General features: G+C 73.2%; 22 protein-coding genes. 13 read left to right on the top strand and 9 right to left on the bottom strand.

Translation table 11 applies throughout. The annotated features are described in order from the left end of the window. Positions 1-71: 71 nt before the first annotated feature. On the bottom strand, positions 72-488 hold the full coding sequence (gene ssgD / locus ACZ6ZN_RS03455) for a spore wall synthesis regulator SsgD (RefSeq protein WP_398107858.1): 417 nt from the start codon (positions 486-488) through the stop codon (positions 72-74). A gap of 255 nt (positions 489-743) precedes the next feature. Between ssgD and ACZ6ZN_RS03450 the strand changes: the two genes are divergently transcribed. The 3 genes from ACZ6ZN_RS03450 (at position 744) to ACZ6ZN_RS03440 (ending at position 3,008) form a co-directional block, all read left to right on the top strand. Then, positions 744-1,847: a WD40/YVTN/BNR-like repeat-containing protein gene (locus tag ACZ6ZN_RS03450; RefSeq protein WP_469642750.1), complete on the top strand. Its 1,104-nt coding sequence runs from the start codon at positions 744-746 to the stop codon at positions 1,845-1,847. Positions 1,848-1,917: 70 nt separating this feature from the next. Beyond that, positions 1,918-2,241, top strand: coding sequence for a plasmid stabilization protein (locus ACZ6ZN_RS03445; RefSeq protein WP_333935029.1), 324 nt, complete (start codon positions 1,918-1,920; stop codon positions 2,239-2,241). Between the two features lie 74 nt (positions 2,242-2,315). Then, a complete protein-coding gene (locus ACZ6ZN_RS03440) occupies positions 2,316-3,008 on the top strand; it encodes an endonuclease V (RefSeq protein WP_398107855.1) in 693 nt (230 codons plus the stop codon). On the opposite strand, the gene ACZ6ZN_RS03435 is transcribed toward ACZ6ZN_RS03440, so the two are convergent. Beyond that, on the bottom strand, positions 2,996-3,190 hold the full coding sequence (locus ACZ6ZN_RS03435) for a hypothetical protein (protein ID WP_398107854.1): 195 nt from the start codon (positions 3,188-3,190) through the stop codon (positions 2,996-2,998). The two genes, ACZ6ZN_RS03440 and ACZ6ZN_RS03435, sit on opposite strands and share 13 nt — an antisense overlap. A 174-nt stretch (positions 3,191-3,364) precedes the next feature. Here ACZ6ZN_RS03435 and mmpA point away from each other — a divergent pair, with 174 nt between their 5' ends. Then, positions 3,365-3,511, top strand: coding sequence for a morphogenic membrane protein MmpA (mmpA, locus tag ACZ6ZN_RS03430; RefSeq protein ID WP_398107853.1), 147 nt, complete (start codon positions 3,365-3,367; stop codon positions 3,509-3,511). A 12-nt stretch (positions 3,512-3,523) separates the two neighbouring features. Here the strand turns inward: mmpA and ACZ6ZN_RS03425 are convergent, their stop codons facing one another. Continuing rightward, positions 3,524-4,696 carry a saccharopine dehydrogenase family protein gene (locus ACZ6ZN_RS03425; protein ID WP_469642746.1) on the bottom strand — a complete coding sequence of 391 codons (1,173 nt, stop codon included), beginning with the start codon at positions 4,694-4,696 and terminating at the stop codon, positions 3,524-3,526. A 91-nt stretch (positions 4,697-4,787) separates the two neighbouring features. Between ACZ6ZN_RS03425 and ACZ6ZN_RS03420 the strand changes: the two genes are divergently transcribed. The 4 genes from ACZ6ZN_RS03420 (at position 4,788) to ACZ6ZN_RS03405 (ending at position 9,870) form a co-directional block, all read left to right on the top strand. Beyond that, a complete protein-coding gene (locus tag ACZ6ZN_RS03420; RefSeq protein WP_469642744.1) occupies positions 4,788-5,168 on the top strand; it encodes an MmcQ/YjbR family DNA-binding protein in 381 nt (126 codons plus the stop codon). A 109-nt stretch (positions 5,169-5,277) separates the two neighbouring features. Beyond that, the gene (locus ACZ6ZN_RS03415) at positions 5,278-6,423 is read left to right on the top strand and encodes a CaiB/BaiF CoA transferase family protein (RefSeq protein ID WP_469642742.1); all 1,146 of its coding nucleotides are present in this window, start codon (positions 5,278-5,280) and stop codon (positions 6,421-6,423) included. An 11-nt stretch (positions 6,424-6,434) separates the two neighbouring features. Beyond that, positions 6,435-7,649, top strand: coding sequence for an acetyl-CoA C-acetyltransferase (locus ACZ6ZN_RS03410; protein ID WP_398107849.1), 1,215 nt, complete (start codon positions 6,435-6,437; stop codon positions 7,647-7,649). A 34-nt stretch (positions 7,650-7,683) separates the two neighbouring features. Next, positions 7,684-9,870, top strand: a complete 2,187-nt coding sequence (locus ACZ6ZN_RS03405) for a 3-hydroxyacyl-CoA dehydrogenase NAD-binding domain-containing protein (RefSeq protein WP_469642740.1) — start codon at positions 7,684-7,686, stop codon at positions 9,868-9,870. Here the strand turns inward: ACZ6ZN_RS03405 and ACZ6ZN_RS03400 are convergent. Continuing rightward, entirely contained in the window at positions 9,856-10,572 is a 717-nt protein-coding gene (locus tag ACZ6ZN_RS03400) for a MerR family transcriptional regulator (RefSeq protein WP_469642738.1), read from the bottom strand. The two genes, ACZ6ZN_RS03405 and ACZ6ZN_RS03400, sit on opposite strands and share 15 nt — an antisense overlap. A 224-nt stretch (positions 10,573-10,796) precedes the next feature. Between ACZ6ZN_RS03400 and ACZ6ZN_RS03395 the strand changes: the two genes are divergently transcribed. Next, entirely contained in the window at positions 10,797-12,263 is a 1,467-nt protein-coding gene (locus ACZ6ZN_RS03395) for an amino acid permease (RefSeq protein ID WP_469642736.1), read from the top strand. A 58-nt stretch (positions 12,264-12,321) separates the two neighbouring features. On the opposite strand, the gene ACZ6ZN_RS03390 is transcribed toward ACZ6ZN_RS03395, so the two are convergent. Continuing rightward, a complete protein-coding gene (locus ACZ6ZN_RS03390; RefSeq protein ID WP_469642734.1) occupies positions 12,322-13,209 on the bottom strand; it encodes an arginase family protein in 888 nt (295 codons plus the stop codon). Positions 13,210-13,355: 146 nt separating this feature from the next. After that, entirely contained in the window at positions 13,356-14,864 is a 1,509-nt protein-coding gene (locus ACZ6ZN_RS03385; protein WP_469642732.1) for a M1 family metallopeptidase, read from the bottom strand. Positions 14,865-15,064: 200 nt separating this feature from the next. Here ACZ6ZN_RS03385 and ACZ6ZN_RS03380 point away from each other — a divergent pair, with 200 nt between their 5' ends. The 3 genes from ACZ6ZN_RS03380 to ACZ6ZN_RS03370 all read left to right on the top strand — a co-directional run bounded on the left by ACZ6ZN_RS03380 (position 15,065) and on the right by ACZ6ZN_RS03370 (position 20,112). Continuing rightward, positions 15,065-17,020: a Xaa-Pro dipeptidyl-peptidase gene (locus ACZ6ZN_RS03380; protein WP_469642730.1), complete on the top strand. Its 1,956-nt coding sequence runs from the start codon at positions 15,065-15,067 to the stop codon at positions 17,018-17,020. Then, a complete protein-coding gene (locus ACZ6ZN_RS03375) occupies positions 17,017-18,303 on the top strand; it encodes a M14 family metallopeptidase (RefSeq protein WP_469642728.1) in 1,287 nt (428 codons plus the stop codon). The genes ACZ6ZN_RS03380 and ACZ6ZN_RS03375 overlap by 4 nt, the downstream gene beginning before the upstream one ends. Before the next feature lie 84 nt (positions 18,304-18,387). Further along, positions 18,388-20,112, top strand: coding sequence for a BCCT family transporter (locus tag ACZ6ZN_RS03370; protein WP_398107841.1), 1,725 nt, complete (start codon positions 18,388-18,390; stop codon positions 20,110-20,112). Positions 20,113-20,708: 596 nt separating this feature from the next. On the opposite strand, the gene ACZ6ZN_RS03365 is transcribed toward ACZ6ZN_RS03370, so the two are convergent. Further along, on the bottom strand, positions 20,709-21,659 hold the full coding sequence (locus ACZ6ZN_RS03365) for an NAD(P)/FAD-dependent oxidoreductase (protein WP_469642726.1): 951 nt from the start codon (positions 21,657-21,659) through the stop codon (positions 20,709-20,711). Positions 21,660-21,727: 68 nt separating this feature from the next. Between ACZ6ZN_RS03365 and ACZ6ZN_RS03360 the strand changes: the two genes are divergently transcribed. Further along, positions 21,728-23,368 (top strand): ABC-F family ATP-binding cassette domain-containing protein, encoded by a 1,641-nt coding sequence (locus tag ACZ6ZN_RS03360; protein ID WP_398107839.1) that lies wholly within the window; start codon positions 21,728-21,730, stop codon positions 23,366-23,368. A gap of 86 nt (positions 23,369-23,454) precedes the next feature. On the opposite strand, the gene ACZ6ZN_RS03355 is transcribed toward ACZ6ZN_RS03360, so the two are convergent. Further along, positions 23,455-24,012, bottom strand: a complete 558-nt coding sequence (locus ACZ6ZN_RS03355) for a putative glycolipid-binding domain-containing protein (protein WP_469642724.1) — start codon at positions 24,010-24,012, stop codon at positions 23,455-23,457. 102 nt (positions 24,013-24,114) lie between these two features. Further along, a complete protein-coding gene (locus tag ACZ6ZN_RS03350; protein ID WP_469642721.1) occupies positions 24,115-26,541 on the bottom strand; it encodes a Tex family protein in 2,427 nt (808 codons plus the stop codon). Positions 26,542-26,546 lie beyond the last annotated feature (5 nt).

Here is a 26,546-nt window from a genome sequence, read left to right as displayed (position 1 = left end):
CTCACTGAAGGAGATTCCGCGCCGCAGGGGCACGCAGGCAGGCGGCCCGCCGGATCAGGAGTGCCGGCGCCTCAGCAGGCGTCCCGCATCAGCTCCGCCAGGCCGTGGTCGAGGTCGAGGTCGAGGTGCTCCAGGCCGACCGGCACCAACGCGCTGGTCGCCTCCAGGAACCGGCGGATCTCGCTGGAGCGGACGTGCACCACGGCGGTGCCCTCGGGCGCGTGGAACTCCAGCACGGTGCGGTCGTACCCGTAGGGCCGCACCCGCACGTCACCGTGGCCCTCGCAGTCGTGCAGGCCCGCGGCGAGCAGTTCACGCGAGAACGTCCAGCAGACGTCGACGCCCTCCAGCGTGGCGGGGGCCGGGAAGGTCATGCGGACGGCGAACGGGTCGCGCCGGTCGTAGTGCAGCGTCGCGGGGATGCTCGGCATACGCGGCGCGGCGGCGACGAGGCGGGCCTCCACGGGCTGCTCGATGACGATGGACAACGCCTTGCTCCCTCTGGACGGCTGGACGGACTTCCGGGCGTATGAGGCCGGGCACTGGAAGAGACGTGGGAATGAGCCGATCCGTGCACCCGGGATGCGAGTGACCTCCGTCACCGCATGCATGCACGCGCCGACGTCGTTCTCCTCGTGTGCCCCGCAGGGCACTTGTTGCACCCGCGCAGCCCGGGGAACGCGTGCGCGAGGCCGTCTGGACGGCGTCCGGGCGGTGGGCTAGCTTCGCCCGCCATGAGGCGCATGGGGAACACGCGACACCCGCGACGGTGGGGACCGGCACGGCGCACGGCCGCGGCGATCGCCGCCTGCGCGGCGGCACTGACCGCGCTGACCGCCGTACCGGCGCAGGCGCACCCGGCCGGGCGCGGGGCACCGCACTGGGAACTGAAGGACACCGGCACCCCGGACGTGCGGTTCCGGGGCCTGGCCGTGGCCGGCCGGGACACCGCCTGGGCCGCCGGGACCGCCGGGACCGTCCTGCGCACCACCGACGGCGGGAGAAGCTGGCGGGACGTGTCGCCGCCCGGCGCGGGGGAGTTGCAGTTCCGGGACGTGGAGGCGTTCGACGCGCGCCGCGCGGTCGTCCTGGCCATCGGGGAGGGCGAGGCGTCCCGCGTCTACCGCACCGACGACGGCGGAGCGACCTGGACGGAGACCTTCCGCAACACCGACCCGAGGGCCTTCTACGACTGCATGGCCTTCTTCGACCACCGTCACGGCCTCGCCATGAGCGACCCCGTGGACGGCAGGTTCCGCATCCTGTCGACCGGCGACGGCGGCCGGACCTGGCGGGTGCTGCCGGACCGGGGCATGCCGGCCGCGCAGGAGGGCGAGGCCGGGTTCGCCGCGAGCGGCCAGTGCCTGGTGACCTCCGGGCCGCGGGACGTGTGGCTCGCCACCGGCGGGGCCGCGCACGCGCGCGTGCTGCACTCCGCCGACCGGGGCCGCACCTGGACGGCCGCCGCCTCGCCCGTCCCGGCGGGCGATCCCGCGCGGGGCGTCTTCGCCCTCGCCTTCCGGGACCGGACCCACGGTCTCGCCGTCGGCGGTGACTACCGCCCCGACCAGTCCTCGCCGCGGTCCGCCGCGCGCACGGCGGACGGCGGCCGCACCTGGCGGGCCGCCGGCACACCGCCGGCCGCCTACCGTTCCGGCGTCGCGTGGCTGCCGCACAGCCGGACCACCGCCCTCGCCGTCGGCCCCACCGGCACCGACCTCACCACCGACGCGGGCCGCACCTGGCGCACCGTGGACACCGGCTCCTTCGACACCGTCGACTGCGCACCCGGCGCGGGGTGCTGGGCGGCGGGCGAGAAGGGGCGCGTTGCCCGCCTGGAGCACTGAGCGGGCGGGGTGCGCTGAACCTTGGCAGTGTGGGTACCCGTTCACTGAGCGAGGAAGGAAGTGAGCGGGAATGCCACGCGGTTCGAGCCCCAAGAGGGAACGCCAGTACGAGCACATCAAGGAAAGCGCGAAGGACCGGGGCGAGAGCACCGGCCGCGCCGAGGAGATCGCCGCGCGGACCGTCAACAAGGAGCGCGCCCGGTCCGGCGAGTCGAAGACGGCCAGCCGCACCTCCACCAAGGACATGTCCTCCGGCAAGCGCGGCGGCCAGCGGTCGGGGCAGGGTTCGCAGGGACCCACCTACGACCAGCTCTACCAGGAGGCCAAGCGCAAGGGCGTGGAAGGCCGTTCCAGCATGAACAAGAGCCAGCTCCAGCGCGCGCTCGGCAAGTGACGCCCGCCCCTCGCGAGGCCGGCAGGACTCCCGCGTCCTGCCGGCCTTCGCGCGGCCCGTAGGCTTCCCCCACCATGACGACCGTACGCATCCCCGAGGACTGGCCCGCCACCGAGGAGCAGGCCCGCGCCGTGCAGGACGAGCTGCGCGGGCGGGTGATCCTGGACGAGGTGGGACCACCCCCCGGGACCGGGCATGTGACGGGCGTGGACGTCGCCTATGACGACGAGCGGGACGTGGTCGTGGCGGCGGCGGTCGTCCTCGACGCGTCCGGGCTGGAGGTCGTCGCCGAGGCCACGGCGGTGGGCCGGGTCTCCTTCCCCTACGTGCCCGGGCTGCTCGCCTTCCGGGAGATCCCCGCGGTCCTCGCCGCCCTCGACGCGCTGCCGTGCCCGCCCGGCCTGGTCGTCTGCGACGGGTACGGCCTCGCGCACCCGCGCCGCTTCGGCCTGGCCACCCATCTCGGCGTCCTCACCGGCCTGCCCACGATCGGCGTGGCCAAGAACCCCTTCGTCTTCACCCACGACGACCCGGGCGCCGCGCGCGGCAGCTCCTCCGCGCTGCTCGACGGCGCCGAGGAGGTCGGCCGCGCCCTGCGGACCCGGGACGGCGTGAAGCCCGTCTTCGTCTCGGTGGGCCACCGCGTCTCGCCGGACAACGCCTGCGCCCACACCCTCGCGCTGACCCCGCGCTACCGGCTCCCGGAGACCACGCGCCGGGCGGACGCCCTGTGCCGCAAGGTCCTGAAGGAGACCTACTCCGCCTGACCGGTCACCCGCCAGTGACCGACCTCGCGGTACTCCGAGTCGTACACGGCCGCCCCGTCCCCGGGTGCGAGGGCGTAGTGGCGCAGATTGCCGCCCCAGTACCTCAGGATCCGGCCGAGCTCGCCCGCCGGGTCCTTCGCCAACGCCGCGTCGTCCATGGTGACTTCCAGAAGGAATCGCATGCCTTCCATCGTTCCATTGAAGGCGCGTGGGGACTTCTGTGTGCCGTACCGGGGCCGGGGCGCCGGAAGTCTCAAACCCCGGTGCAGGGGCGGGGCCGGCAGCGCACGGGCTGAGTACGGACGCTGAGTACCCGTACGGATGTGCGCCCAGCCCGTCGCCGACAGGCTGGGCGCATGCCGACACACCGTGCACCGAAGCCAGTGGCCGCCCCGGACCGTCCCGTCGAGCGGGCCGTCGTCGCCGGACTCGTCCTCGCCGTGGCGGCGGGGCTCGCCTGGATCGGCGGGATGATCTACACGCTCACCGCGTGGCCGCTGTGAACCGCGTGTCCGTCACCGGGTGGCCGCCACGCGGAAGCGGATGCCCGCCGCGCGCAGCCGGCCGATCAGGGCGTCGCCCATCGCCACCGCCGTGGTGACCTGACCCGCCGTCCGGGGAAGGTCGTCCAAGGCCAGGCACAGGGCCGACTCGCCGAGCATCTTCGCCGTCTCGTCATAGCCGGGATCGCCGCCCGAGACCTCCGTGAAGACGCGCCGGCCGCCGCCCTCGCCCACGAACCGGACCGAGAACCAGCTCCTGGCCCGCTTCTGCGCGTCGGGCCCGTCGCCGGGCTTGAGCCGGTCCGACAACCAGCGCCGCGCGGGCGGCACCTGGGCCGCCGCGACGAGCGCGCCCAGCGCCGCCACCCCGCCCGCCGCAACGGGCAGGTGCCGGACGGCGGCGTACTGGCGGTAGCGGAAGTCGGGCCCGTAGCGGTCCAGGGCCGCAGCCGAGCGCCGCACGATCTGCGGGTCGATGGTCGGCATCGGCAGCGCCCAGGCACCGACCTCCCCGGCGAAGCGCGCCGTGCCGAGCGGCGCCGACGCCCGCCGTCCCACCAGCCGCGGCTCGTGCCGCCGCCGGTCCCGCGCGGCCGCCGCCATCTGCCGCCGGCGGGCGATCTGGTGGAGGGCCGAGGCGAAGGTCCCGCCCGAGAACGCCGCGTCCGCCGTCACGAACCCCTCGATGCTCAGCGGCACGTCCTCGGGGAGCTGCTGCACGGTGAAGTACACGCCGAGGTCGTGCGGGACCGAGTCGAACCCGGCGGCGTGCACCAGCCGGGCCCCGGTCTCCCGCGCGCGTGCGTCGTGCCGGACGTACATCAGGTCCACGAACTCCGGCTCGCCGCACAGGTCCAGATAGTCCGTCCCCGCGTCCGCGCAGGCGGCCACGAGCTCCTCCCCGTAGGCGAGGTACGGGCCGACCGTCGTCGCCACCACGCGCGCCTCGCGGGCCAGTGCGCGCAGCGACGCCGGGTCCGAGGCGTCCGCCCGGACCACCCCGACCCCGGCGGGCAGCCGTTCGCCCAGCCGCTCCAGCTTCTCGGCGCTGCGGCCCGCGATCGCCCAGCGCAGGCCCTCGGGCGCGTGCGCGGCGAGGTGTTCGGCGGTGAGCGCGCCGGCGAAACTCGTGGCTCCGAAGAGCACGATGTCGTACGGACGGTCCGTCTGGCTTTGCCTGCTCATGACACCCCTCGGTCGTGCAGCCCGTGCCGCTGTCGGTGGCCGAGGCTAGCGTGAGGGGTGCGGAGCCCGACGACGAGCCCGGAGGAACGCGATGGCCGTGCCTGGACATGCCCTGAAGAAGCGGGAGAAGGTACGCGCGTTCGCGCTCGGGCTGCCGGGCGCCGTCGAGGAGTTCCCGTGGGGCGAGTCCGTCGCGAAGGTCAACCGGAAGGTCTTCGTCTTCCTGGGCGTGCAGGACGGCAGCCACCCCCTGGGGGTGACGGTGAAGCTCACGGACGAGACGGCGCACGCGCACGCGCTCGCCTGCCCCGGCGCCGAGCCCGCCGGGTACGGCCTGGGCAGGGCGGGCTGGGTGAGCGTCCCCCTGGAAGCGCCGGGCGCCCCGGCCGCGGAGCTCCTGTGCGACTGGGTGGAGGAGAGCTACCGGGTGATCGCGCCGAAGCGGCTCATAGCGGAGCTGGACGGAGGCTGACCCGTACGGCACATTGCTAAGCGCTTGCTCGTTCAGCTCTTGTGCGGAGTGGAACGTGTTCTTAGCATCGCTGGTGTTACATCACTTGTGTCACGGCACTGGGGGCTGGATGACCACGGCAAGGACGCCCGGGCACGGTCCGCTCACCGGTGTGCGGGTCGTCGAGCTGGCCGGCATCGGGCCCGGCCCGTTCGCCGCCATGCTCCTGGCCGACCTCGGCGCCGACGTGGTGCGCGTGGACCGGCCCGGCGGCCCCGGCCTCGGCATCGACCCGGCGTACGACGTCACCAACCGCAACAAGCGCTCGGTGGTCGTCGACCTGAAGTCACCGGACGGCGCCGGACGGGTGCTCGACCTCGCCGCCCGCGCCGACGTCCTGATCGAGGGGTACCGCCCCGGCGTCGCCGAGCGCCTGGGTGTCGGCCCCGAACCCTGCCACGCCCGCAACCCCCGCCTGGTCTACGGCCGGATGACCGGCTGGGGCCAGGACGGACCGCTCGCCCGGCGCGCCGGGCACGACATCGCCTACCTCGCCCCCACCGGCGCCCTCGGCATGACCGGCGACCCCGGCGCGCCGCCCGCGGCCCCCGCCAACCTGCTCGGCGACTACGCGGGCGGTTCCCTCTACCTCGTGGTCGGCGTCCTCGCCGCCCTCCACCACGCGCGGGCGACCGGGACCGGGCAGGTCGTCGACGCGGCCATCGTCGACGGCACGGCCCACCTCGCCACGATGATCCACGGCATGCTCGCCGCCGGGGTCTGGCAGGACCGCCGCGGCGCCAACCTGCTGGACGGCGGCTGCCCCTACTACGGCACCTACGAGACGGCCGACGGCCGGTACATGGCGGTCGGCGCCCTGGAGCCGCAGTTCTACGCGGAGTTCCTGGCCCTGCTCGGCATCGAGGACCAGGACGGCGCCCACGCGGACGTCACCCGCTGGGACGCGCTGCGCGAGGAGATCGCCGCCCGCTTCAAGGCCCGCACCCGGGACGAGTGGACGGCCCTCTTCGACGGCACCGACGCGTGCGTGGCGCCCGTGCTGTCGCTGCGCGAGGCACCCCTCCACCCGCACCTGGCCGCCCGCGGCACCTTCACCGACCACGGCGGCATCACCCAGCCCGCCCCGGCCCCCCGCTTCTCCGCGACCCCGACCACCGTCCGCAGCGCCCCGGCCCGGCCGGGCGCCGACACCGCGGACGTCGCCCGGGAGTGGGACGTGCCCGGGCTGCTCCCAGCGTCCCGAAACCCTCAGTGAAAGGCCTCCTCGTGAGCACCGAAGCGTACGTCTACGACGCGATCCGCACCCCGCGTGGGCGCGGCAAGGCCAATGGCGCCCTGCACGGCACCAAGCCCATCGACCTGGTCGTCGGGCTCATCCACGAGATCCGCGACCGCTTCCCGGACCTCGACCCGGCCGCCGTCGACGACATCGTCCTCGGCGTCGTCGGCCCGGTCGGCGACCAGGGCTCCGACATCGCGCGCATCGCGGCCATCGCCGCCGGGCTGCCCGACACCGTCGCGGGCGTCCAGGAGAACCGCTTCTGTGCCTCGGGCTTGGAGGCCGTCAACCTGGCCGCCGCGAAGGTCCGTTCCGGCTGGGAGGACCTCGTCCTCGCCGGCGGCGTCGAGTCGATGTCCCGCGTGCCGATGGCCTCCGACGGCGGCGCGTGGTTCAACGACCCGATGACCAACCTCCAGGTCAACTTCGTGCCGCAGGGCATCGGCGCCGACCTCATCGCCACCATCGAGGGCTTCTCCCGCAGGGACGTCGACGAGTACGCGGCGCTCTCCCAGGAGCGGGCCGCCACTGCCATGAAGGACGGCCGTTTCGACAGGTCCGTCGTCCCGGTGAAGGACCGCAACGGGCTCGTCGTCCTCGACCACGACGAGTTCCCGCGCCCCGGCACCACCGCCGACTCCCTCGCCAAGCTCAAGCCGTCCTTCGCGGACATCGGCGAGCTCGGCGGCTTCGACGCCGTGGCCCTCCAGCAGTACCACTGGGTGGAGAAGATCGACCACGTCCACCACGCGGGCAACTCCTCGGGCATCGTGGACGGCGCCTCGCTCGTCGCGATCGGCTCCAGGGAGGTCGGCGAGCGCTACGGCCTCACGCCCCGCGCCCGGATCGTCTCGGCCGCCGTCTCCGGCTCCGAGCCCACCATCATGCTCACCGGTCCCGCCCCGGCCACCCGCAAGGCCCTCGCCAAGGCCGGGCTCTCCATCGACGACATCGACCTCGTCGAGATCAACGAGGCGTTCGCGGCGGTCGTGCTGCGCTTCGTCAAGGACATGGGCCTGTCCCTGGACAAGGTCAACGTCAACGGCGGCGCGATCGCCCTCGGCCACCCGCTCGGCGCCACCGGCGCGATGATCCTCGGCACCCTCGTCGACGAACTCGAGCGCCAGGACAAGCGCTACGGCCTCGCCACGCTGTGCGTGGGCGGCGGCATGGGCGTCGCCACCATCGTCGAGCGCATCTGACCCCCTCCCGACGGATCACACGGAGCACCTCCACATGAGCACTGAGCCCACCACCATCCGCTGGGAACAGGACCGCACCGGCCTCGTCACCCTGGTCCTCGACGACCCGAACCAGTCCGCGAACACCATGAACCAGGCGTTCCGCGACTCCCTCGCCGCCGTCGCCGACCGGCTGGAGGCCGAGAAGGACTCCATCCGGGGCGTCATCGTCACCTCCGCCAAGAAGACCTTCTTCGCCGGCGGCGACCTGCGCGACCTGATCCGCGTCACACCGGAGACCGCGCAGCAGCTCTTCGACGGCGGCATGGCCGTCAAGCGGAACCTGCGCCGCATCGAGACCCTCGGCAAGCCCGTCGTCGCCGCCCTCAACGGCGCGGCCCTGGGCGGCGGTTACGAGATCGCCCTGGCCTGCCACCACCGCGTCGCCCTGGACGCGCCCGGCTCGAAGATCGGCTGCCCCGAGGTCACCCTCGGCCTGCTGCCCGGCGGTGGCGGCGTGGTCCGCACCGTTCGCCTGCTCGGCATCGCCGACGCCCTGCTCAAGGTCCTCCTCCAGGGCACCCGGTACAGCCCGCGCCGCGCCCTCGACAACGGCCTCGTCGACGAGGTCGCCGACAGCCACGAGGACATGCTCGCCAGGGCCCGCGCCTTCATCGACGCCCACCCCGAGTCCCAGCAGCCCTGGGACAGGCCCGGGTACCGGATCCCGGGCGGCACCCCGGCCCACCCCAAGTTCGCCGCGAACCTGCCCGCCTTTCCGGCCACCCTGCGCAAGCAGACGGGCGGCGCCCCCTACCCGGCCCCGCGCAACATCCTCGCCGCGGCCGTCGAGGGCGCCCAGGTCGACTTCGAGACCGCGCAGGTCGTCGAGGCCCGCTACTTCGTCGAACTGGCCGCCGGCCAGACCGCGAAGAACATGATCCAGGCGTTCTTCTTCGACCTCCAGGCCGTCAACTCCGGCGCCAACCGCCCCCAGGGCGTCGAACCCCGCACGGTCCGCAAGGTCGCCGTCCTCGGCGCCGGGATGATGGGAGCCGGCATCGCCTACTCCTGCGCCCGCGCCGGCATCGAGGTCGTCCTCAAGGACGTGTCCCTGGAGGCGGCCCTCAAGGGCAAGGGCTACTCCGAGAAGCTGTGCGCCAAGGCCGTGGCCAAGGGCCGCACGACCCGGGAGAAGGCCGACGCCCTGCTGGCCCGCATCACGCCCACCGCCGAGGCGCAGGACCTGGCCGGCTGCGACGCCGTGATCGAGGCCGTCTTCGAGGACACCTCCCTCAAGCACAAGGTCTTCCAGGAGGTGCAGCACGTCGTCGCCCCCGACGCGCTGCTGTGCTCCAACACCTCCACCCTGCCCATCACCGCCCTGGCCGAGGGCGTCGAGCGCCAGGCCGACTTCATCGGGCTGCACTTCTTCTCGCCGGTCGACAAGATGCCGCTCGTCGAGATCATCAAGGGCGAGCGCACGGGCGAGGAGGCGCTGGCCCGCGCCTTCGACCTGGTCCGGCAGATCAACAAGACGCCGATCGTCGTCAACGACTCGCGCGGCTTCTTCACCTCCCGCGTCATCGGCCAGTTCATCAACGAGGGCGTCGCCATGGTCGGCGAGGGCATCGAGCCCGCCTCCGTCGAGCAGGCCGCGGCCCAGGCAGGCTACCCGGCCAAGGTGCTGTCCCTGATGGACGAACTGACGCTCACCCTGCCGCGCAAGATCAGGGCCGAGTCCAGGCGGGCGGTCGAGGAGGCGGGCGGCACCTGGACGCCCCACCCCGCCGAGACCGTCGTCGACCGCATGGTCGACGAGTTCGGCCGCACCGGCCGCAGCGGCGGCGCCGGCTTCTACGACTACGACGAGGACGGCAAGCGCGCCGGGCTCTGGTCGGGGCTGCGCGAGCACTTCACCCGGCCCGGGCACACCATCCCGTTCGAGGACATGCAGGAGCGGATGCTGTTCTCCGAGGCGCTGGACACCGTCCGGCTGCTGGAGGAGGGCGTGCTGACGTCCGTCGCCGACGCCAACATCGGCTCCCTCCTCGGCATCGGCTTCCCGGGCTGGACCGGCGGCGTGCTCCAGTACATCAACGGCTACCCGGGTGGCCTGCCCGGCTTCGTGGCCCGCGCGCGGGAACTCGCCGAACGCTACGGCGACCGGTTCACGCCGCCCGCGCTGCTGGTGGAGAAGGCCGAGAAGGGGGAGCGGTTCGCCGACTCAGCCCGCCGCTGACCCGTCGGACGCCCCGGTCAGCCACGCGCCCAGCTCTTCCTTCAGCGACCGCTGGAACGCGGTGAGCAGCGCCTGCACCACCAGCGGGTGCATGTGCGCGGACAGGGACCGCACGTCCTGTGCGTCCCGCTCCGCCACCTCACCGCGGAAGAGCCCGGACAGCTCCCGGGCCGCGGCGCGCGCGTGCTCCAGCAGCACCGTGCGCGCCGCGGAGATGGCCTGCTGCGACAGGGGCACGTCCAGCAGGCTCACGCCCAGCCGCAGCAGCCCCAGATCGGCCTCGTAGCCGCCGTCCGCCGGCCGGATCACGCCCATGGCGGCGAGCCGCTCGACGTCCTCCCCGTCCAGCGGCCGCCCCGCCCGCCGCGCCAGCTCCTCCCGGGTGACCGTCTCGACGGTCTCCGGCGACCAGGAGGCCACCACCGCCCGGTGGACGGCGAGGTCGTGCGCGCTCAGGCCGGGCGGCAGCCGGCGCAGATACCGCTCGATGCCGGACAGGGTCATGCCCTGCTGCTGCAACTCCTCGATCAGCGCCAGCCGGGCCAGGTGCGCGCGCCCGTAGTGCCCGACGCGCCGCGGGCCGAGCACCGGCGGCGGCAGCAGCCCCTTCGTCCCGTAGAAGCGGACCGTGCGCACGGTGACACCGGCCCGGGCGGCCAGCTCGTCGATCGTGAGGGTCGGCTCCTCGGTGTCGGTCGTCATGTGCAGCAGTATCGCTGTCCCACCAATGCTGTGAAACCTCACCGGCACCGTGTGCGGACCTTGTGAGAAGTCACGCTTGGTGACCCCGGTCACCGTGTGCGCGGCGAGGCGTGTGGGAAGGTGCTGCCTTGGTCTGTGCCGCGTCACAAGGGTGGTACGGGCCGACGCACTGTACGGACCCCGGGCCCACGACGTCCGGGGCGATCCAGAGAGTGGAACCACCCGTGAGCAAGGACGCCGTGAACACGGCTGCGGCCACGCCGCGTACCGATGCGGCCCAGGTGCCCGCGGACGCGGGCGACGCCGGCTACAGCAAGGACCTCAAGGCCCGCCACGTCAACATGATCGCCATCGGCGGTGCCATCGGCACCGGCCTCTTCCTCGGCGCCGGCGGCCGTCTGCACAACGCCGGCCCCGCGCTGGCGATCGCCTACCTGGTCTGCGGCATCTTCGCCTTCTTCGTGGTCCGGGCGCTCGGCGAGCTCGTCCTGTACCGCCCCTCCTCGGGCTCCTTCGTGTCGTACGCGCGCGAGTTCCTCGGCGAGAAGGGCGCGTACGTCGCCGGCTGGATGTACTTCCTCAACTGGTCGACCACCGGTATCGCCGACATCACCGCCATCGCGCTGTACACGCACTACTGGAGCCTGTTCACCGACATCCCGCAGTGGGTGCTCGCGCTGATCGCCCTCGCCGTGGTGCTGGCCGTGAACCTGATCTCGGTGAAGATCTTCGGCGAGATGGAGTTCTGGTTCGCGATCATCAAGGTCGCGACGCTCGTCGGCTTCATGCTCATCGGCATCTTCCTGCTCGCCACCCAGCGGGAGGTCGGCGGCCAGACCCCGGGCCTGAGCGTGATCACCGACAACGGCGGCGTGTTCCCGCACGGCATGATGCCCGTCGTCCTCGTGATGCAGGGTGTGATCTTCGCGTACGCCGCGCTGGAGCTGGTCGGCGTCGCGGCGGGCGAGACCGCGGAGCCGGAGAAGGTCGTCCCGCGCGCGGTGAACTCGATCATGTGGCGGGTCGCTCTCTTCTACGTCGGCTCCGTCGTCCTGCTGGCCCTGCTGCTGCCCGGCTCGGTCTACTCGGCCGACCAGAGCCCCTTCGTCACGGTGCTGTCGAAGATCGGCGTCCCGGCCGCGGGTGACGTGATGAACCTGGTGGTCCTGACGGCCGCCATGTCCTCCCTGAACTCGGGCCTGTACTCCACGGGCCGCATCCTGCGCTCCATGGCGATGGCCGGCTCCGCGCCGAAGTTCACCGCCCGCATGAACCGCAGCCAGGTCCCGTACGGCGGCATCCTGCTCACCTGCGGGGTGTGCGTGCTGGGCGTCGGCCTGAACTTCCTCGTCCCGGCCCAGGCCTTCGAGATCGTGCTGAACGTCGCCTCCCTCGGCATCATCAGCACCTGGGTGATCATCATGATCTGCCACCTGGTCTTCGTCCGCCGCGCCAAGGCGGGCCTGATCAGCCGCCCCGCCTTCCGCCTGTTCGGCAGCCCCGTCACGGAGATCACCACGATCGCCTTCCTGCTGGCCTGCCTCGGCATGATGTGGAACGACCCGGAGGTCGGCCGCAAGACCCTCCTGCTCGTCCCGGTCATCGCGGTCATGCTGGTCGCGGGCTGGTTCGGCATCCGCCGCCGCGTGTCCCGCACGGCGGACCAGGAGCTGTCGCGCCTGGCGGAGTAGGCCCCTCGACGGCCCCCCTGGGCGCCGCCCTGCCCGAGTCGCCGTGCCACCCCCGCCGTCAGCCCTGCCTCTCGAAGGAGCGCAGCAGGCAGGCGGTCAGGTGGTCGGTGATCGTGCCGGTGGGGTCCAGGCGGGGGTTGAGGATCGTGACGGTGAGGCCCACCGCGCCGCCGCCCGAGAGCGCCGTGCGGAGCACGGTCTCCAGGTCCTGCCAGGACAGGCCGTCCGGCTGGCGGTGGTCCACGGCGGGCATCACCGCGTCGTCCAGGACGTCGACGTCGAGATGGACCCAGTAGCCCGCGTCCGCGCCGCCGCCGGTCAGCAGGCCCACCGCGCGCCGGGCCGCCTCACCCGCGCCCAGGGCGCGCACGATGTCCAGGTCCATCGCGTGCAGCGCGTCCGGCAGCGGCTGCATCCCGTACGCCGCGGACTCCTCCGCGTCCCGGAAACCCAGGGCGACCACGTCCTCGTCCCGGACCAGCGGCCCCCTGCCCTCCAGGTCGGCCAGCACGCGCGGCCCCCGGCCGGTGGCGAGGGCGAGTTCCATGGACGCCACCTCGCCGGCCGGCTCCGCCTCGGGCTGGTAGAAGTCGCTGTGCCCGTCCAGGAACAGCAGGCCGTGCCGGTCCCGGCGGCGCAGCGCCAGCAGGGTGCCCAGCAGCACGCTGCAGTCGCCGCCGAGCACCACGGGGAAGCGGCCCTCGTCCAGGACGGCCCCCACGGCGTCGGCCAGCGCTCCGGAGTAGGCGGCGACCGCGTCCCCGTTCAGCAGACCGGTCGCCGCATCCCGCTCCGGGTCGTACGGCGGCGGCTCCACCCGCCCCGCCCGCACCGCGCCCAGCCCCTCGGCCAGCCCGGCGTCGAGCAGCGCCCCCGGCAGCTCCTCCACACCGGTCGGCCGCAGCCCGAGCACGGACGGCGCCTCGACGATCGCCACGTCCCGCACGCCGCCTCCTCGTCACCGGCCGGCCACCACGTCATCGGCGGGCCCACGCGCCGCCGGGCCGGTGACACCGGTGCGCCCATCCGCCCCGGCCGCCCCCGCCGGGTGCGCATGGGCCCACCGTAGACCGGGACGCCCGGCGGGGCGCGTCAGTGCCGGTGCTCCGGCCGCCCGTGGACGCCGTTCGTCGCGGCGATCTTCTTCCAGGACCTCGGCTGCTCCACGGCCGCCGGCCCCTTCGCCACCGCCGCGGCCCGGGCCGCGGGCGCCCCCGGCTTCGACGGCTGGAACAGCCACGTGTCGAACAGCGCGGCCAGCGGCTGGCCGGACACCTCCTCGGCGTACCGCCGGAAGTCGGCGACCGACGCGTTGCCGTGCGCGTGCTCGCGCGGCCAGCCCTTCAGGATCGCGAAGAACGCCTCGTCGCCGACCTTGTTGCGCAGAGCCTGGACGGCCAGCGCGCCGCGGTCGTAGACGGCGATGTCGAACTGGTCGTCCGGGCCGGGATCGCCGGGCCGTACCGTCCAGAACGGGTCCTCGGCGGGGTGCGAGGCGTAGACGTGGTCGGCGAGTTCCTGTGCCGTGCCCTCGCCCTCGTGCTCCGACCACAGCCACTGCGCGTACCGGGCGAAGCCCTCGTTGATCCAGATGTCCTTCCAGGCCTTGAGCGACACGGAGTCGCCGTACCACTGGTGGGCCAGCTCGTGCACCACGACGGACACGTTCGCGCCGTTGGCGAACTGCCGCGGGCTGTAGAACGGCCGCGTCTGCGTCTCCAGCGCGTACCCGGTGTTCGTGTTCGGCACGTACCCGCCGAGCGCGTCGTAGGGGTACGGCCCGAAGTACCCGGCCAGCCAGTCCGCGACCTCCCCGGTCCGCTCGACGCTCGCCCGGGCCGCGCCGGCGTTGTCCCCGAGGTCCTCGCTGTAGGCGTTGAGGACGGGGATGCCGCTCTCGCTCGTGCCGGTGGTGATGTCGAACTTCCCGACCGCCAGCGTGGCGAGGTAGGTGGCCTGCGGCTTGTTCGAGCGCCAGTTCCAGCGGGTCCAGCCCAGCCGTGAAGTCGTCGACTGGAGCCTGCCGTTGGAGATCGCCTGGGTGCCGTCCGGGACGAGCACGGACACGTCGTAGGTGGCCTTGTCGAGCGGGTGGTCGTTGGCGGGGAACCACCACGCCGCCGACTCGGGCTCGTTGGCGGCGACACCCCCGTCCGGGGTGCGGTGCCAGCTGGTGAACCCGAACGCCTTCTTCGAGGAGGGCACCCCGCGGTAGCGCACGACGACCGTGACGGGCGCGCCCTTCGCCAGCGGCTTCCTCGGCGTGATCTCCAGCTCCTGCTCGCCCGAGGTGCGGTGCGCGGCCGTGACGCCGTTGACGCGCACCTCGGTGACGTCCAGCAGGAAGTCCAGGTTGAAGCGCGACAGGTCCTGCGTGGTGCGGGCGACGACGGTCGCCGTGCCCTCCAGTTCGTCGGTGGCCGGCTGGTACTTCAGCCTCAGGTCGTAGTGCGAGACGTCGTAGCCGCCGTTGCCGTAGGCCGGGTAGTAGAGGTCGCCGGCACCCGGAGCGCCGGGGGAGAGGGAGGCGGCCGATGCCGGGATCGCCAGCAGGGTGACGGCCGCTGCCAGGGCTCCCGGCGCGATGATTCTGCGGTGCACGCAAAGCTCCAAGTCGTGGGGTCCCGAAGTCTGTGACGAACCTATTCACCCCCTGCGCCGCTCGTCATGTCCATGGCCCTCGCTGTCACACGATCGCCATTCGGCCGACACGCGACACCACCCCCGCGGGCCCGCCCGGACACGCCGGTCCGTCAGCTGCCCTCTTCTGAACTGGAGTTCACCGATGTAGCGTCCGCCGCATGCCGAAACGCACGCGCTTCACGACCTGGAGACCGCTCGCGACGGCGGCCACGGCCGCCCTGATGGCCACCCTGCTCACCCCGGCCGCCGCGTCCGCCGCCCCCCGCGAGAGCCGGCCCGTCCACTCCTACGCCGACGCCGTCCGCGAGGCCGTCTGGGTGGACACCGGACTCGACGGCGACCGCGACGGGAAGGCCGACCGGGTCGCCGTCGACATCGTCCGCCCCCGCGAAGCCGCCCGCCAGGGCCGCAAGGTCCCCGTCATCATGGACGCCAGCCCGTACTACTCCTGCTGCGGGCGCGGCAACGAGAGCCAGAAGAAGACGTACGACGCGAACGGCGACGTCGTGCAGATGCCGCTCTACTACGACAACTACTTCGTGCCCCGCGGCTACGCCGTCGTCGGCGTGGACCTGGCCGGAACCAACCGCTCGGACGGCTGCGTCGACGTCGGCGGCCGCTCCGACGTGCGGTCCGCGAAGGCCGTGGTCGACTGGCTCAACGGCCGCGCCAGGGCCTACACCACCCGCACCGGCACCACCCGCGCCACGGCGGACTGGACCAACGGCCGCACCGGGATGATCGGCAAGAGCTGGGACGGCACCATCGCCAACGGCGTCGCCGCCACCGGCGTCGAGGGCCTGGAGACCATCGTCCCCATCAGCGCCATCTCCTCCTGGTACGACTACTACTTCCAGCAGGGCGCCCCGCTCTACGACTCCGGCCCCGAGTGGCTGTCGGACTACGTCAACAGCCCCGCAGCGCGCGCCAAGTGCGGTCCCGTCCAGCAGAAGCTGACCGAGGGCGCCCCGCGCACCGGCGACTGGACCCCGCTGTGGAGCGAGCGCGACTACGTCAAGGCCGCCCGCAAGGTGAAGGCCAGCGTCTTCCTCGTCCACGGCATGCAGGACCTCAACGTCCGCATGAAGCACGTCGGCCAGTGGTGGGACGCCCTGGCGAAGAACGGCGTCGAGCGCAAGATCTGGCTCTCCCAGACCGGCCACGTCGACCCCTTCGACTTCCGGCGCGGCGCCTGGGTCGAGACCCTCCACCGCTGGTTCGACCACGCGCTCATGGGCTACGACAACGGCATCGACCGCGAGCCCATGGCCGACGTCGAACGCGCCCCGGGCAGCTGGCAGACCTCCCGGACCTGGCCGCCGAGCGGCACCCGCACCGTCACCCTGCGCCCCGGCGAGGGCGCCCGGGAAGGTGTCGGCACCCTCGGACTGCGCCGCGGCCACGGCACGGAGACCTTCACCGACGACCCGCGGCTGAACGAGACCGACTGGGCCGCCCACCTCGACGACCCGACGCCGGAGAAGGCCGGGTTCACCACCGGGCCGCTCACCCGGGACCTGCGCCTGGCCGGCTCCTCGAAGGTCACCGTCACCGCGACGCCCTCCACGCCGACGGCACACCTGTCCGCCGTGCTCGTGGACGTCGGCCCCGCCACCGTCCGCGACTACGCCGACGCCGGCGAGGGCATCACCACGCTCCCGGAACGCAGTTGCTGGGGAGCGAGCACCGCGGGCGACAGCTCCTGCTTCAAGGAGACGAAGCCGAAGACCGCCGACGTCGACTACACCGTCGTCAGCCGCGGCTGGGCCGACCTCGGCAACCACGCCTCCGCCGCGAAGGGCTCGCCGCTCACCCCGGGCGAGCGGTACACGATCACCCTCGACCTGGCGGCGACCGACCACGTCGTGCGCAAGGGCCACCGCCTGGCGCTGATCGTCGCCGGCACCGACCAGGGGCTGATCGACCCGCCCGCCGACCGGCCGACGCTCACCCTCGACCTGTCCCGCACCTCGGCGCACGTCCCGTTCACCGGCGGAGCCGCCGCGTTCGCCCGTGCCACCTCGGGCACCGCGTCCGCGAGCCCCGACGCGGGCCGCCTGGACGGCGTGCGGGAACCGCGCACCACCCACCGCGTCCCGGAGGGAGGCCGATGAGCCGCCGCACCACCCCCGTCGGAGCACTGATCGCCACCACCGCGGCGCTCGCGGCGTCCCTGGTCGCCGCACCGGCCCAGGCGTCCGCGGACTCCGTGCCGCGCACCGGTTTCGAGCGGACGAACGGCGCCCGCTGGACCACCCAGCCCGAGGAGCAGGACTTCCTGCGCGCCGTCGACCGGTCCAGCGGCCGCGTCTCGGTGACCCGCTTCGGCACCACCGCGCAGGGCCGCCCGCTCCAGCTGGTCCGTATCGGCAGGGCGGCGAGCCCCACCTCGGTGCTCCTCGTGTGCAGCCAGCACGGCGACGAACCGGCCGGCCGCGAGGCCTGCCTGACCACCGTCCGCGATCTCGCCCTCGCCCGCGACAGCCGCACCCGGCGGTTCCTGGACCGCACCACGGTCCTGGTCGTGCCCACCGCCAACCCCGACGGCCGCGCCGCCGACACCCGGGGCAACGCCGACGGCGTCGACATCAACCGCGACCACCTCGCCCTGCGCACCGCCGAGGGCCGCGCGCTGGCCGCCGTCATCCGCGACCGGCGCCCCGACATCGTCTACGACCTGCACGAGTACGGCGCCACACCCCCGTACTACGACAAGGACCTGTTCGACCTGTGGCCCCGCAACCTCAACACCGACCAGGACGTCCACGACGAGGCGCGGACCCTGTCCGAGGCGTACGTGCGCCCCGCCGCCCGGCGGGCCGGCCACTCCATCGGCACCTACGGCATCTGGACCGACCCCGCCACCGGTGACCCCGTGCGGCAGGTCGCCGGGGACGGACAGGAGCGGATCCTTCGCAACATGTCCGGCGTGAAACACGCGGTGGGCCTGCTGATCGAGAGCCGGGTCGACCCGCTCACCGAGGCCGAGAAGGCCGACGAGGCCCTCAACAACCGCCGCCGGGTGACCTCGCAACTGGACGCCCTGGACGGGTTGTTCGCCCACACCGACCAGCGCCGGGCCCGGATCGCCCTCACCACGGCCAAGGCCCGGCTCGCCGGCCTGGCGGACACCGGTCCGGTCTACGTGGGCGGCGCCGACAACGAGGCACCCGAACCGGCCGACGTCATCCAGGACCCGCCCTGCGGTTACCGCCTGACCGCCGCCCAGTACGCCGAGGTCGGGGACGAACTCGCCCTGCACGGCGTGCGCGTGCGCAAGGACCGCGAGGGCGTCCTCGTCCCGCTGCGCCAGCCGCTGCGGGCCCTCGTCCCGCTGTTGCTCGACGACCGGGCCGAGTACCACCTGATCGGAGGATCAACCGAAACCGCATGTTGACAGGGGTGAAAATGCGCCAGTCGTGGTAGCAGCGTTTACGGAGGAGCAACACCTCCGCTGCTGTCCCGATGAAAGGTGCCGCCTGTGACGCAAGAACGACCAAGCGACAAGGGTTCCCCGGAGGGGACCGCGCTACCGGGGTCGGAAGCGGGGCTGCCCGGTCAGGACCGGCCGCAGACCGACCGCATCGTCTTCGGCGTCACGGCGGTGCTCACCCTGGCCTTCGTGGTGTGGGGCGCCACCGCGACCGACTCGCTCGAAGACGTCTCCACCACCTTGCTCGGCGGGCTGATGCACAACGGGGGCTGGGCGTTCATGCTCGCCGCCTCCGGCTTCGTCGTCTTCGCCCTCTGGCTCGCGATCAGCCGCTACGGCCGGATCCACCTGGGCGCGGAGGGCGAGGAGCCGGAGTTCCGCACGGTCTCCTGGGTCGCGATGATGTTCAGCGCCGGCATGGGCATCGGCCTGATGTTCTACGGCGTGAGCGAACCGCTGTCGCACTACAACACCGCCCCGCCGGGCACCGACCCGGCCGACTCCGGTGACCGCATGGAAACGGCCATGGCCACCACGCTGTTCCACTGGACCCTGCACCCGTGGGCCATCTACGCCGTGGTCGGTCTCGCCATCGCCTACAGCACCTTCCGCAGGCGGCGCCGGCAGACCATCAGCGCCGTGTTCACCCCGCTCATCGGCCGGAAGAACGCCAACGGCGGCATCGGCCGGGCCATCGACGTCCTCGCGATCATCGCGACGGTCTTCGGCTCCGCCGCGTCCCTGGGCCTGGGCGCGCTCCAGATCGGCTCCGGCGTCCAGGAGCTGGACTGGATGGACGAGGTGAGCACCGGGCTGCTCGTCACGATCATCGCCGTGCTGACCCTGGCCTTCGTGGCGTCCGCCATCTCCGGTGTGGAGAAGGGCATCCAGTGGCTGTCCAACACCAACATGGTGCTGGCGCTGGTGCTCGCCCTGTTCGTCTTCGTCGCGGGCCCGACCATCATCGTGCTCGACCTGCTGCCCACCTCCGTCTTCGCCTACCTCGGCGACCTGCCCCAGCTGGCCGGGCGCACGGAGGCCAGCGGCGGCGAGGGCGTCGCCGACTGGCTCGGCAGCTGGACGGTCTTCTACTGGGCGTGGTGGATCTCCTGGACGCCCTTCGTCGGCATGTTCATCGCCCGGATCAGCCGCGGCCGCACGATCCGGCAGTTCGTCGGCGGTGTCATCCTCGTGCCCAGCACGGTCAGCCTCATCTGGTTCGCGATCTTCGGCGGCTCGGCGATGAAGATGCAGGAGGAGGGGCAGCTCGGCAAGGAGACGACCCCGGAGGGCCAGCTCTTCGACGTGCTCCAGCAGTTCCCGATCGCGACGGTCACGAGCCTGCTGGTGATGGTCCTCGTCGGCATCTTCTTCGTCTCGGGCGCCGACGCGGCGTCGATCGTCATGGGCACCCTGTCGCAGAAGGGCGCCCTCGAACCCGGCCGCTTCGTGGTCGTGTTCTGGGGTGTGGTCACCGGCGCGGTGGCCGCCATCATGCTGCTGGTCGGCAGCGGGCAGGGGGACGCCCTGACGGGCCTGCAGAACCTCACGATCCTCGCGGCGGCGCCGTTCGTCGTCGTGATGATCTTCATGTGCGTCGCCCTCATGCGCGACCTGCGCCGCGACCCGGTGATCGTCCGCGAGCGGATGGGCTCCGAGGCCGTCGAACAGGCCGTGATCGAGGGCCACACCAAGTACGACGGCGAGTTCGAACTCCGCGTCGGCCCGGGCCGCGGCCCGGACGTGGAGGGAGACCCGGTCGGCAAGCACTGACCCACCCACCGCACGAGGGCGGCCCGGCCACGACGGCCCGGGCCGCCCTCGCTGTGTGCCACGGCCACGATCGTCCGGGTCGCCCTCGCCGTGTGCCACGGCCACGACGGCCCAGGTCGCCCTCGGCGTGCGTTGCGGCCACGATCGTCCTTGCCGGCCTCGCTGTGTGCCGCGGCCACGACGGCCCGGGTCGCCTTGGCCGTGTGCCACGGCCACGACCGTCCGGGCCGCCCCCGCTGTGTGCCGCGGCCACGATCGTCCGGGTCGCCCTTGGCCGTGCGTTGCGGCCACGATGGCCGGGGTCGCCCTTGGCCGTGCGTTGCGGCCACGATGGCCGGGGTCGCCCTCGGCGTGCGTTGCGGCCAGGATCGCCGGGGCCGCCCTCGGCGTGCGTTGCGGCCACGATCGTCCGGGTCGCCCTCGGCCGTGCGTCGCAGCCAGGATTGTCCGGGTCGCCCTCGGCGTGCGTTGCGGCCAGGGGCGTCCGGGTCGCCCTCGGCGTGCGTTGCGGCCACGATCGCCGGGGCCGCCCTCGTCGTGCGTCGCGGCCACGATCGCCCGCGCCGCCCTCCCCGTACGCCGCGGCCCGTTCCGCCTCAGGCCGAGGCCAGCCGGGCCGCCTCCCGTGCGCAGCCCCAGGCCACCGTGACGCCCGCGCCGCCGTGCCCGTAGTTGTGCACCAGGACGCGGCCGTCCGGCAGCCGCTCACGGTCCAGGCGGACCGCGTCACGCACCGGGCGCAGTCCCACCCGGTGCTCCAGCACCCGCGCCCCGGCGATCTCCGGCCGCAGCGCGGCGCAACGCCGCACGATCGCCGCGGCCGCGGCCGGGTCCGGCTCCGTCGACCAGGCGTCCTCCTCGCTGGTACCGCCGAGGACGAGTCCGCCGGGCTGCGGGAACATGTACGCGTGCTCCCCGGCCGCGTCGGTCGCGACCAGCCACGTGTCGATCCCGGGGTTCTCCACCACGACCAGCTGCCCGCGCACGGCCCGTACGGCCGGGTCCGGCACCAGCTCGCGCGCGCCCAGCCCCGTGCAGTTGACCACCACGGGCGCGTCCACCTCCCCGAGGGACGCCACCGCACGCGCCTCCACCACTCCGCCCGCCGCGGTGAACCGGTCGCGCAGCCAGGGCAGATGGGCCGGCATGTCGATCAGCGGCAGCCGCGCCCGCACACCCGTCCCGGCGTACTCCTCGGCCGTGGCCGCCCGCAGCCCGGGCACCCGGCCCGCCAGCCACCCGTCGACCTCGTCGAACCGGGTGTCACCCAGGACGCCTTCGACCATGCGGACGCCGGACGCCCCGGACCCCGCCGCCAGTTCCTCGTACACCTCCAGCGACCGCAGGGCCCACGTCCGCGCGAGCGCCATCGGCTCGATGCGGTACGGCCACCACAGCGCACCCGCGACGGCGGAGGTGGTCGCCTGCACGGCGTCCCGCGTCCACACCCGCACCCGGTGCCCCCGCTCGGCGAGCACCACCGCCGTCGTCAGCCCGACGACGCCGCCCCCGACCACCACGATCGCCTCACGCGTCCCGCTCCGCATACGGGGACGGTAGCGGAATGCGGCCTGGCCATGCTCGTCTCACCCTGCCCACTAGGATCGGCGCTCTGATGACTGCCACCCTCGTCGCCAAGAACCTCGCCGCCGGGCACGCCGACCGCGCCCTGTTCACCGGGCTCGACCTCGTCGTCGCGCCCGGCGACGTGATCGGCCTGGTCGGCGCCAACGGCGCGGGCAAGTCCACCCTGCTGCGGATGCTCGCCGGCCTCACCACCCCCGAGCAGGGCGAACTGCGCCTGTCCCCGCCGGCCGCCACCGTCGGTCACCTCCCGCAGGAGCCGGACCGCCGCCCCGGCGAGACCGTCCGCGCGTTCCTGGCCCGGCGCACGGGCGTCACCGAGGCGCAGCGCGCCATGGACGAGGCGACCCAGGCGCTGGTCGACGGCGCGCCGGGCGCCGACGACGCCTACGCCACCAGCCTGGAGCGCTGGCTCGGCCTGGGCGGCGCCGACCTCGACGAACGCGCCGAGGAGGTCGCCGGTTCACTGGGCCTCGCCGTGGACCTGGACCAGCCGATGACGTCTCTGTCCGGCGGCCAGGCGGCCCGTGCCTCACTCGCCTCCCTGCTGCTGTCCCGCTACGACGTCTTCCTGCTCGACGAGCCGACCAACGACCTCGACCTGGACGGCCTCGAGCGCCTCGAACGCTTCGTCGCCGGCCTGCGCGCCGGCACGGTCGTCGTCAGCCACGACCGCGAGTTCCTCACCCGCACCGTGACCAAGGTCCTCGAACTCGACCTGGCCCAGGGGCAGATCAACCTCTACGGCGGTGGCTACGAGGCCTACCTGGAGGAGCGGGAGGTGGCCCGCCGGCACGCCCGTGACGACTACGAGGAGTACGCCGACAAGAAGGCCGCCCTCCAGGACCGCGCACAGATGCAGCGCTCCTGGATGGACAAGGGAGTCAGGAACGCCCGGCGCAAGGCGGGCGGCGACAACGACAAGATCGGCCGCAAGTTCCGCAGCGAGGCCAGCGAGAAGCAGGCCGCGAAGGCCCGGCAGACCCAGCGCATGATCGAGCGCCTCGACGTCGTCGACGAGCCGCGCAAGGAGTGGGAGCTGCGCATGGAGATCGCCTCGGCCCCGCGCTCGGGCGCCGTCGTCGCGACGCTGCGCGACGCCGAGGTGCGCCGCGGCGGCTTCGTCCTCGGGCCCGTCTCCCTCCAGATCGACTGGGCGGACCGGGTGGCGGTCACGGGCGCCAACGGCTCCGGCAAGTCCACCCTGCTCGCCGCCCTGCTCGGCCGCGTCCCCCTGGACGCCGGCCACGCCGCGCTCGGCTCGGGCGTGCTGCTCGGCGAGGTCGACCAGGCCCGCAAGCTGTTCCACGGCCCCACGACCCTGCTCGACACGTTCCGGGCAGCCGTCCCGGACACCGAACCGGTCGAGGTCCGCACCCTCCTGGCCAAGTTCGGCCTCAAGACCGACCACGTCCTGCGCCCGGCGGCGACGCTGTCCCCGGGCGAACGCACCCGGGCCGCGCTGGCGCTGCTCCAGGGCCGGGGCGTGAACCTCCTGGTCCTCGACGAGCCGACCAACCACCTCGACCTGCCGGCCATCGAGCAGCTGGAGTCCGCGCTCGACGCGTACGAGGGCACCCTGCTGCTGGTCACGCACGACCGCCGCATGCTGGACGCGGTCCGGGTCACGCGCCGCCTGGAGGTGGCCCACGGGAAGGTGACCGAGCGCTAGGGCCCGCCGTTCGGATCATTCCGGCGTCGCGGGGCTCGAGTCGGCCGACAGAGCCGAGCCGCATGGCCGGGCCGACCCGAACGACCCTAGGCGGCCGCCAGGCGCCGGGCCAGGGAGGGGTACTCCACGACGAACCCCTCGCCGTCGACCCGCAGGTCGCTGCGGACGTCACCCGAGGCGAAGCCGACCCGGCCGGGCCGCCGATGGGTGTACGTCTGGCGTGACGGGTGCACCGTCAGGTCCGGCACGGACACCCAGGCCATCAGGAACTCCACCTCGCCCGGCCCCCGGTGCAGGCCGTGGCGCAGCACCGGCATGGTGTTGGTCAGGGGGCACCGGGCCAGATCGCAGTCGAGGGCGCCGTCGACGACCGGGAGCCGTTCGCCGTCCGCGGTCCAGGCGCCCGCGCCGTCGTGCCGCAGGTCGAGCGTGCGGCTGCCGTCCGCGGAGTCGACCGTCACCCGCAGCCGGCGGGTGACGAACCCGTCGGCGGTCTCCAGGTCGTAGGTCACCCAGTAGGGCTCCGGTGCGACGCCGACGGCCCGCCCGCGCGCCCGCAGCAGGCCGTCCCGCACCTGGATCCAGGCGGTCTCGACCCCACGGCTCGCGAACACTTCCCAGGTGAGGACGCGTGCGGCGGACATGACGCCAGTGTAGGACCGCCGCCCGGCCGGGGCGTGGGGAACTGCGCGGCCGGTCACGACGGACCCGCAGCTCCCCACGGCACGAGCACTCCGGCCGGGCCGTCAGCGGCGACCGTTCTTCGGATCGACCAGACCGGCCCGGCGCAGGGCGTCGGCCATGGCACCGTTCGCCGGCGCGGGAGCCTGACGCGACCCGCCGCCCTGACCCCCGCGACCACCGCTCTGGCCCCCGCGACCACCGCCCTGGCCGCCGCGGCCACCGCCGCCCTGCCGCTGCTGAGGCGGTCGCCCGCCCCGCTGGCGGCGCTCACGCTCGCCGGCGCCGCCCTGGCCGCCCTGCGATGCCGTCTCGTCGTCCAGGCGCAGCGTCAGCGAGATGCGCTTGCGCGGGATGTCGACGTCCTGGACCTTCACCTTCACGATGTCCCCGGGCTTCACCACGTCGCGCGGGTCCTTCACGAACGTCCTCGACATCGCGGAGACGTGCACCAGACCGTCCTGGTGGACGCCGACGTCGACGAACGCGCCGAAGGCGGCGACGTTCGTCACCACACCCTCCAGGATCATCCCGGGCGTCAGGTCGGAGATCTTCTCCACGCCCTCCTTGAAGGCGGCCGTCCGGAACGCCGGACGCGGGTCGCGGCCCGGCTTCTCGAGCTCCTTGAGGATGTCGGTGACGGTCGGCAGGCCGAAGGACTCGTCCACGAAGTCCTGGGGCCGCAGCGAGCGCAGTACGGACGTGTTGCCGATGAGCGCCGCGACCTCCTGCCCGGCCGTCTTCACCATCCGCCGCACGACCGGATAGGCCTCGGGGTGCACGCTGGAGGCGTCCAGCGGGTCCTCGCCGCCGCGGATGCGCAGGAAGCCCGCGCACTGCTCGTACGCCTTGGGGCCGAGCCGGGCCACCTTCTTCAGCTCGCGGCGGGACGTGAACGGCCCGTTGGCGTCCCGGTGCGCCACGATGTTCTCGGCGAGCCCGGAGGTGATGCCGGAGACCCGGGCCAGCAGCGGGGCGGACGCGGTGTTGACGTCCACCCCCACGCCGTTCACACAGTCCTCCACGACCGCGTCCAGCGAGCGCGAGAGCTTCACCTCGGACAGGTCGTGCTGGTACTGCCCGACCCCGATGGACTTCGGGTCGATCTTCACCAGTTCGGCCAGCGGGTCCTGGAGCCGGCGGGCGATCGACACGGCGCCGCGCAGCGACACGTCCATGTCGGGCAGCTCCTGCGAGGCGAACGCGGACGCCGAGTACACCGACGCGCCGGCCTCGGACACCATGACCTTGGTGAGGTTCAGCTCCGGGTGCCTGGCGATCAGCTCGCCCGCGAGCTTGTCGGTCTCGCGGGAGGCCGTGCCGTTGCCGATCGCGACGAGTTCCACCGCGTGCTGCTTCGCCAGCCGGGCCAGCTTGGCGAGGGCCTCGTCCCAGCGGTTGGCGGGGACGTGCGGGTGGATGACGTCCGTGGCGACGACCTTGCCCGTCGCGTCGACCACGGCCACCTTGACGCCCGTGCGGAAACCGGGGTCCAGGCCGAGGGTCGCGCGCGTGCCCGCCGGGGCGGCGAGCAGCAGGTCGCGCAGGTTCGCGGCGAAGACCCGCACCGCCTCGTCCTCGGCGGCCGTGCGCAGCCGCAGCCTGAGATCGATGCCGAGGTGGACCAGGACGCGGGTGCGCCACGCCCAGCGGACGGTGTCCTTCAGCCACTTGTCGGCGGGACGGCCCCGGTCGGCGATCCCGAACCGGTTCGCGATGATGCCCTCGTACGAGGACGGGCCGTCGGCCGGCTCCTCGGGTTCGAGGACGAGGTCGAGGACCTCCTCCTTCTCGCCGCGCAGCATGGCGAGGACGCGGTGGGAGGGCAGCTCGGTGAACGGCTCGGAGAAGTCGAAGTAGTCGGCGAACTTCGCGCCCGCCTCCTCCTTGCCGTCGCGCACCTTGGCGGCGAGCCGCCCGCGGGTCCACATGCGCTCGCGCAGCTCGCCGATCAGGTCGGCGTCCTCGGAGAACCGCTCGGTCAGGATCGCCCGGGCGCCGTCGAGGGCGGCCTGCGGGTCGGCGACCCCCTTGTCCGCGTCGACGAAGGCGGCCGCCGCGACGAGGGGGTCGACGCCGGGATCGCCGAGCAGCCCCTGCGCCAGCGGCTCCAGACCGGCCTCACGGGCGATCTGGGCCTTCGTGCGCCGCTTGGGCTTGAACGGCAGGTAGATGTCCTCCAGGCGGGCCTTGGTCTCGGCGCCCCGGATCCGCGTCTCCAGTTCCTCGGTGAGCTTGCCCTGCTCGCGCACCGATTCCAGGATCGCCGTCCGCCGCTCCTCCAGCTCCCGCAGGTAGCGCAGCCGCTCCTCGAGCGTGCGCAGCTGCGCGTCGTCGAGCATCTCGGTCGCTTCCTTGCGGTAGCGGGCGATGAAGGGCACCGTCGAACCGCTGTCGAGCAGTTCCACGGCAGCCCTGACCTGCCGCTCCCGTACGCCGAGCTCCTCGGCGATCCTGCCTTCGATGGACCCGTTGGACCCGGGTGTCGTCACGATCC

This window comes from Streptomyces sp. NPDC053665 (genome assembly GCF_055585285.1).
The sequence above is the reverse complement of the archived record's forward strand: the minus strand, read 5'-3'. Positions and strand labels throughout refer to the sequence as shown.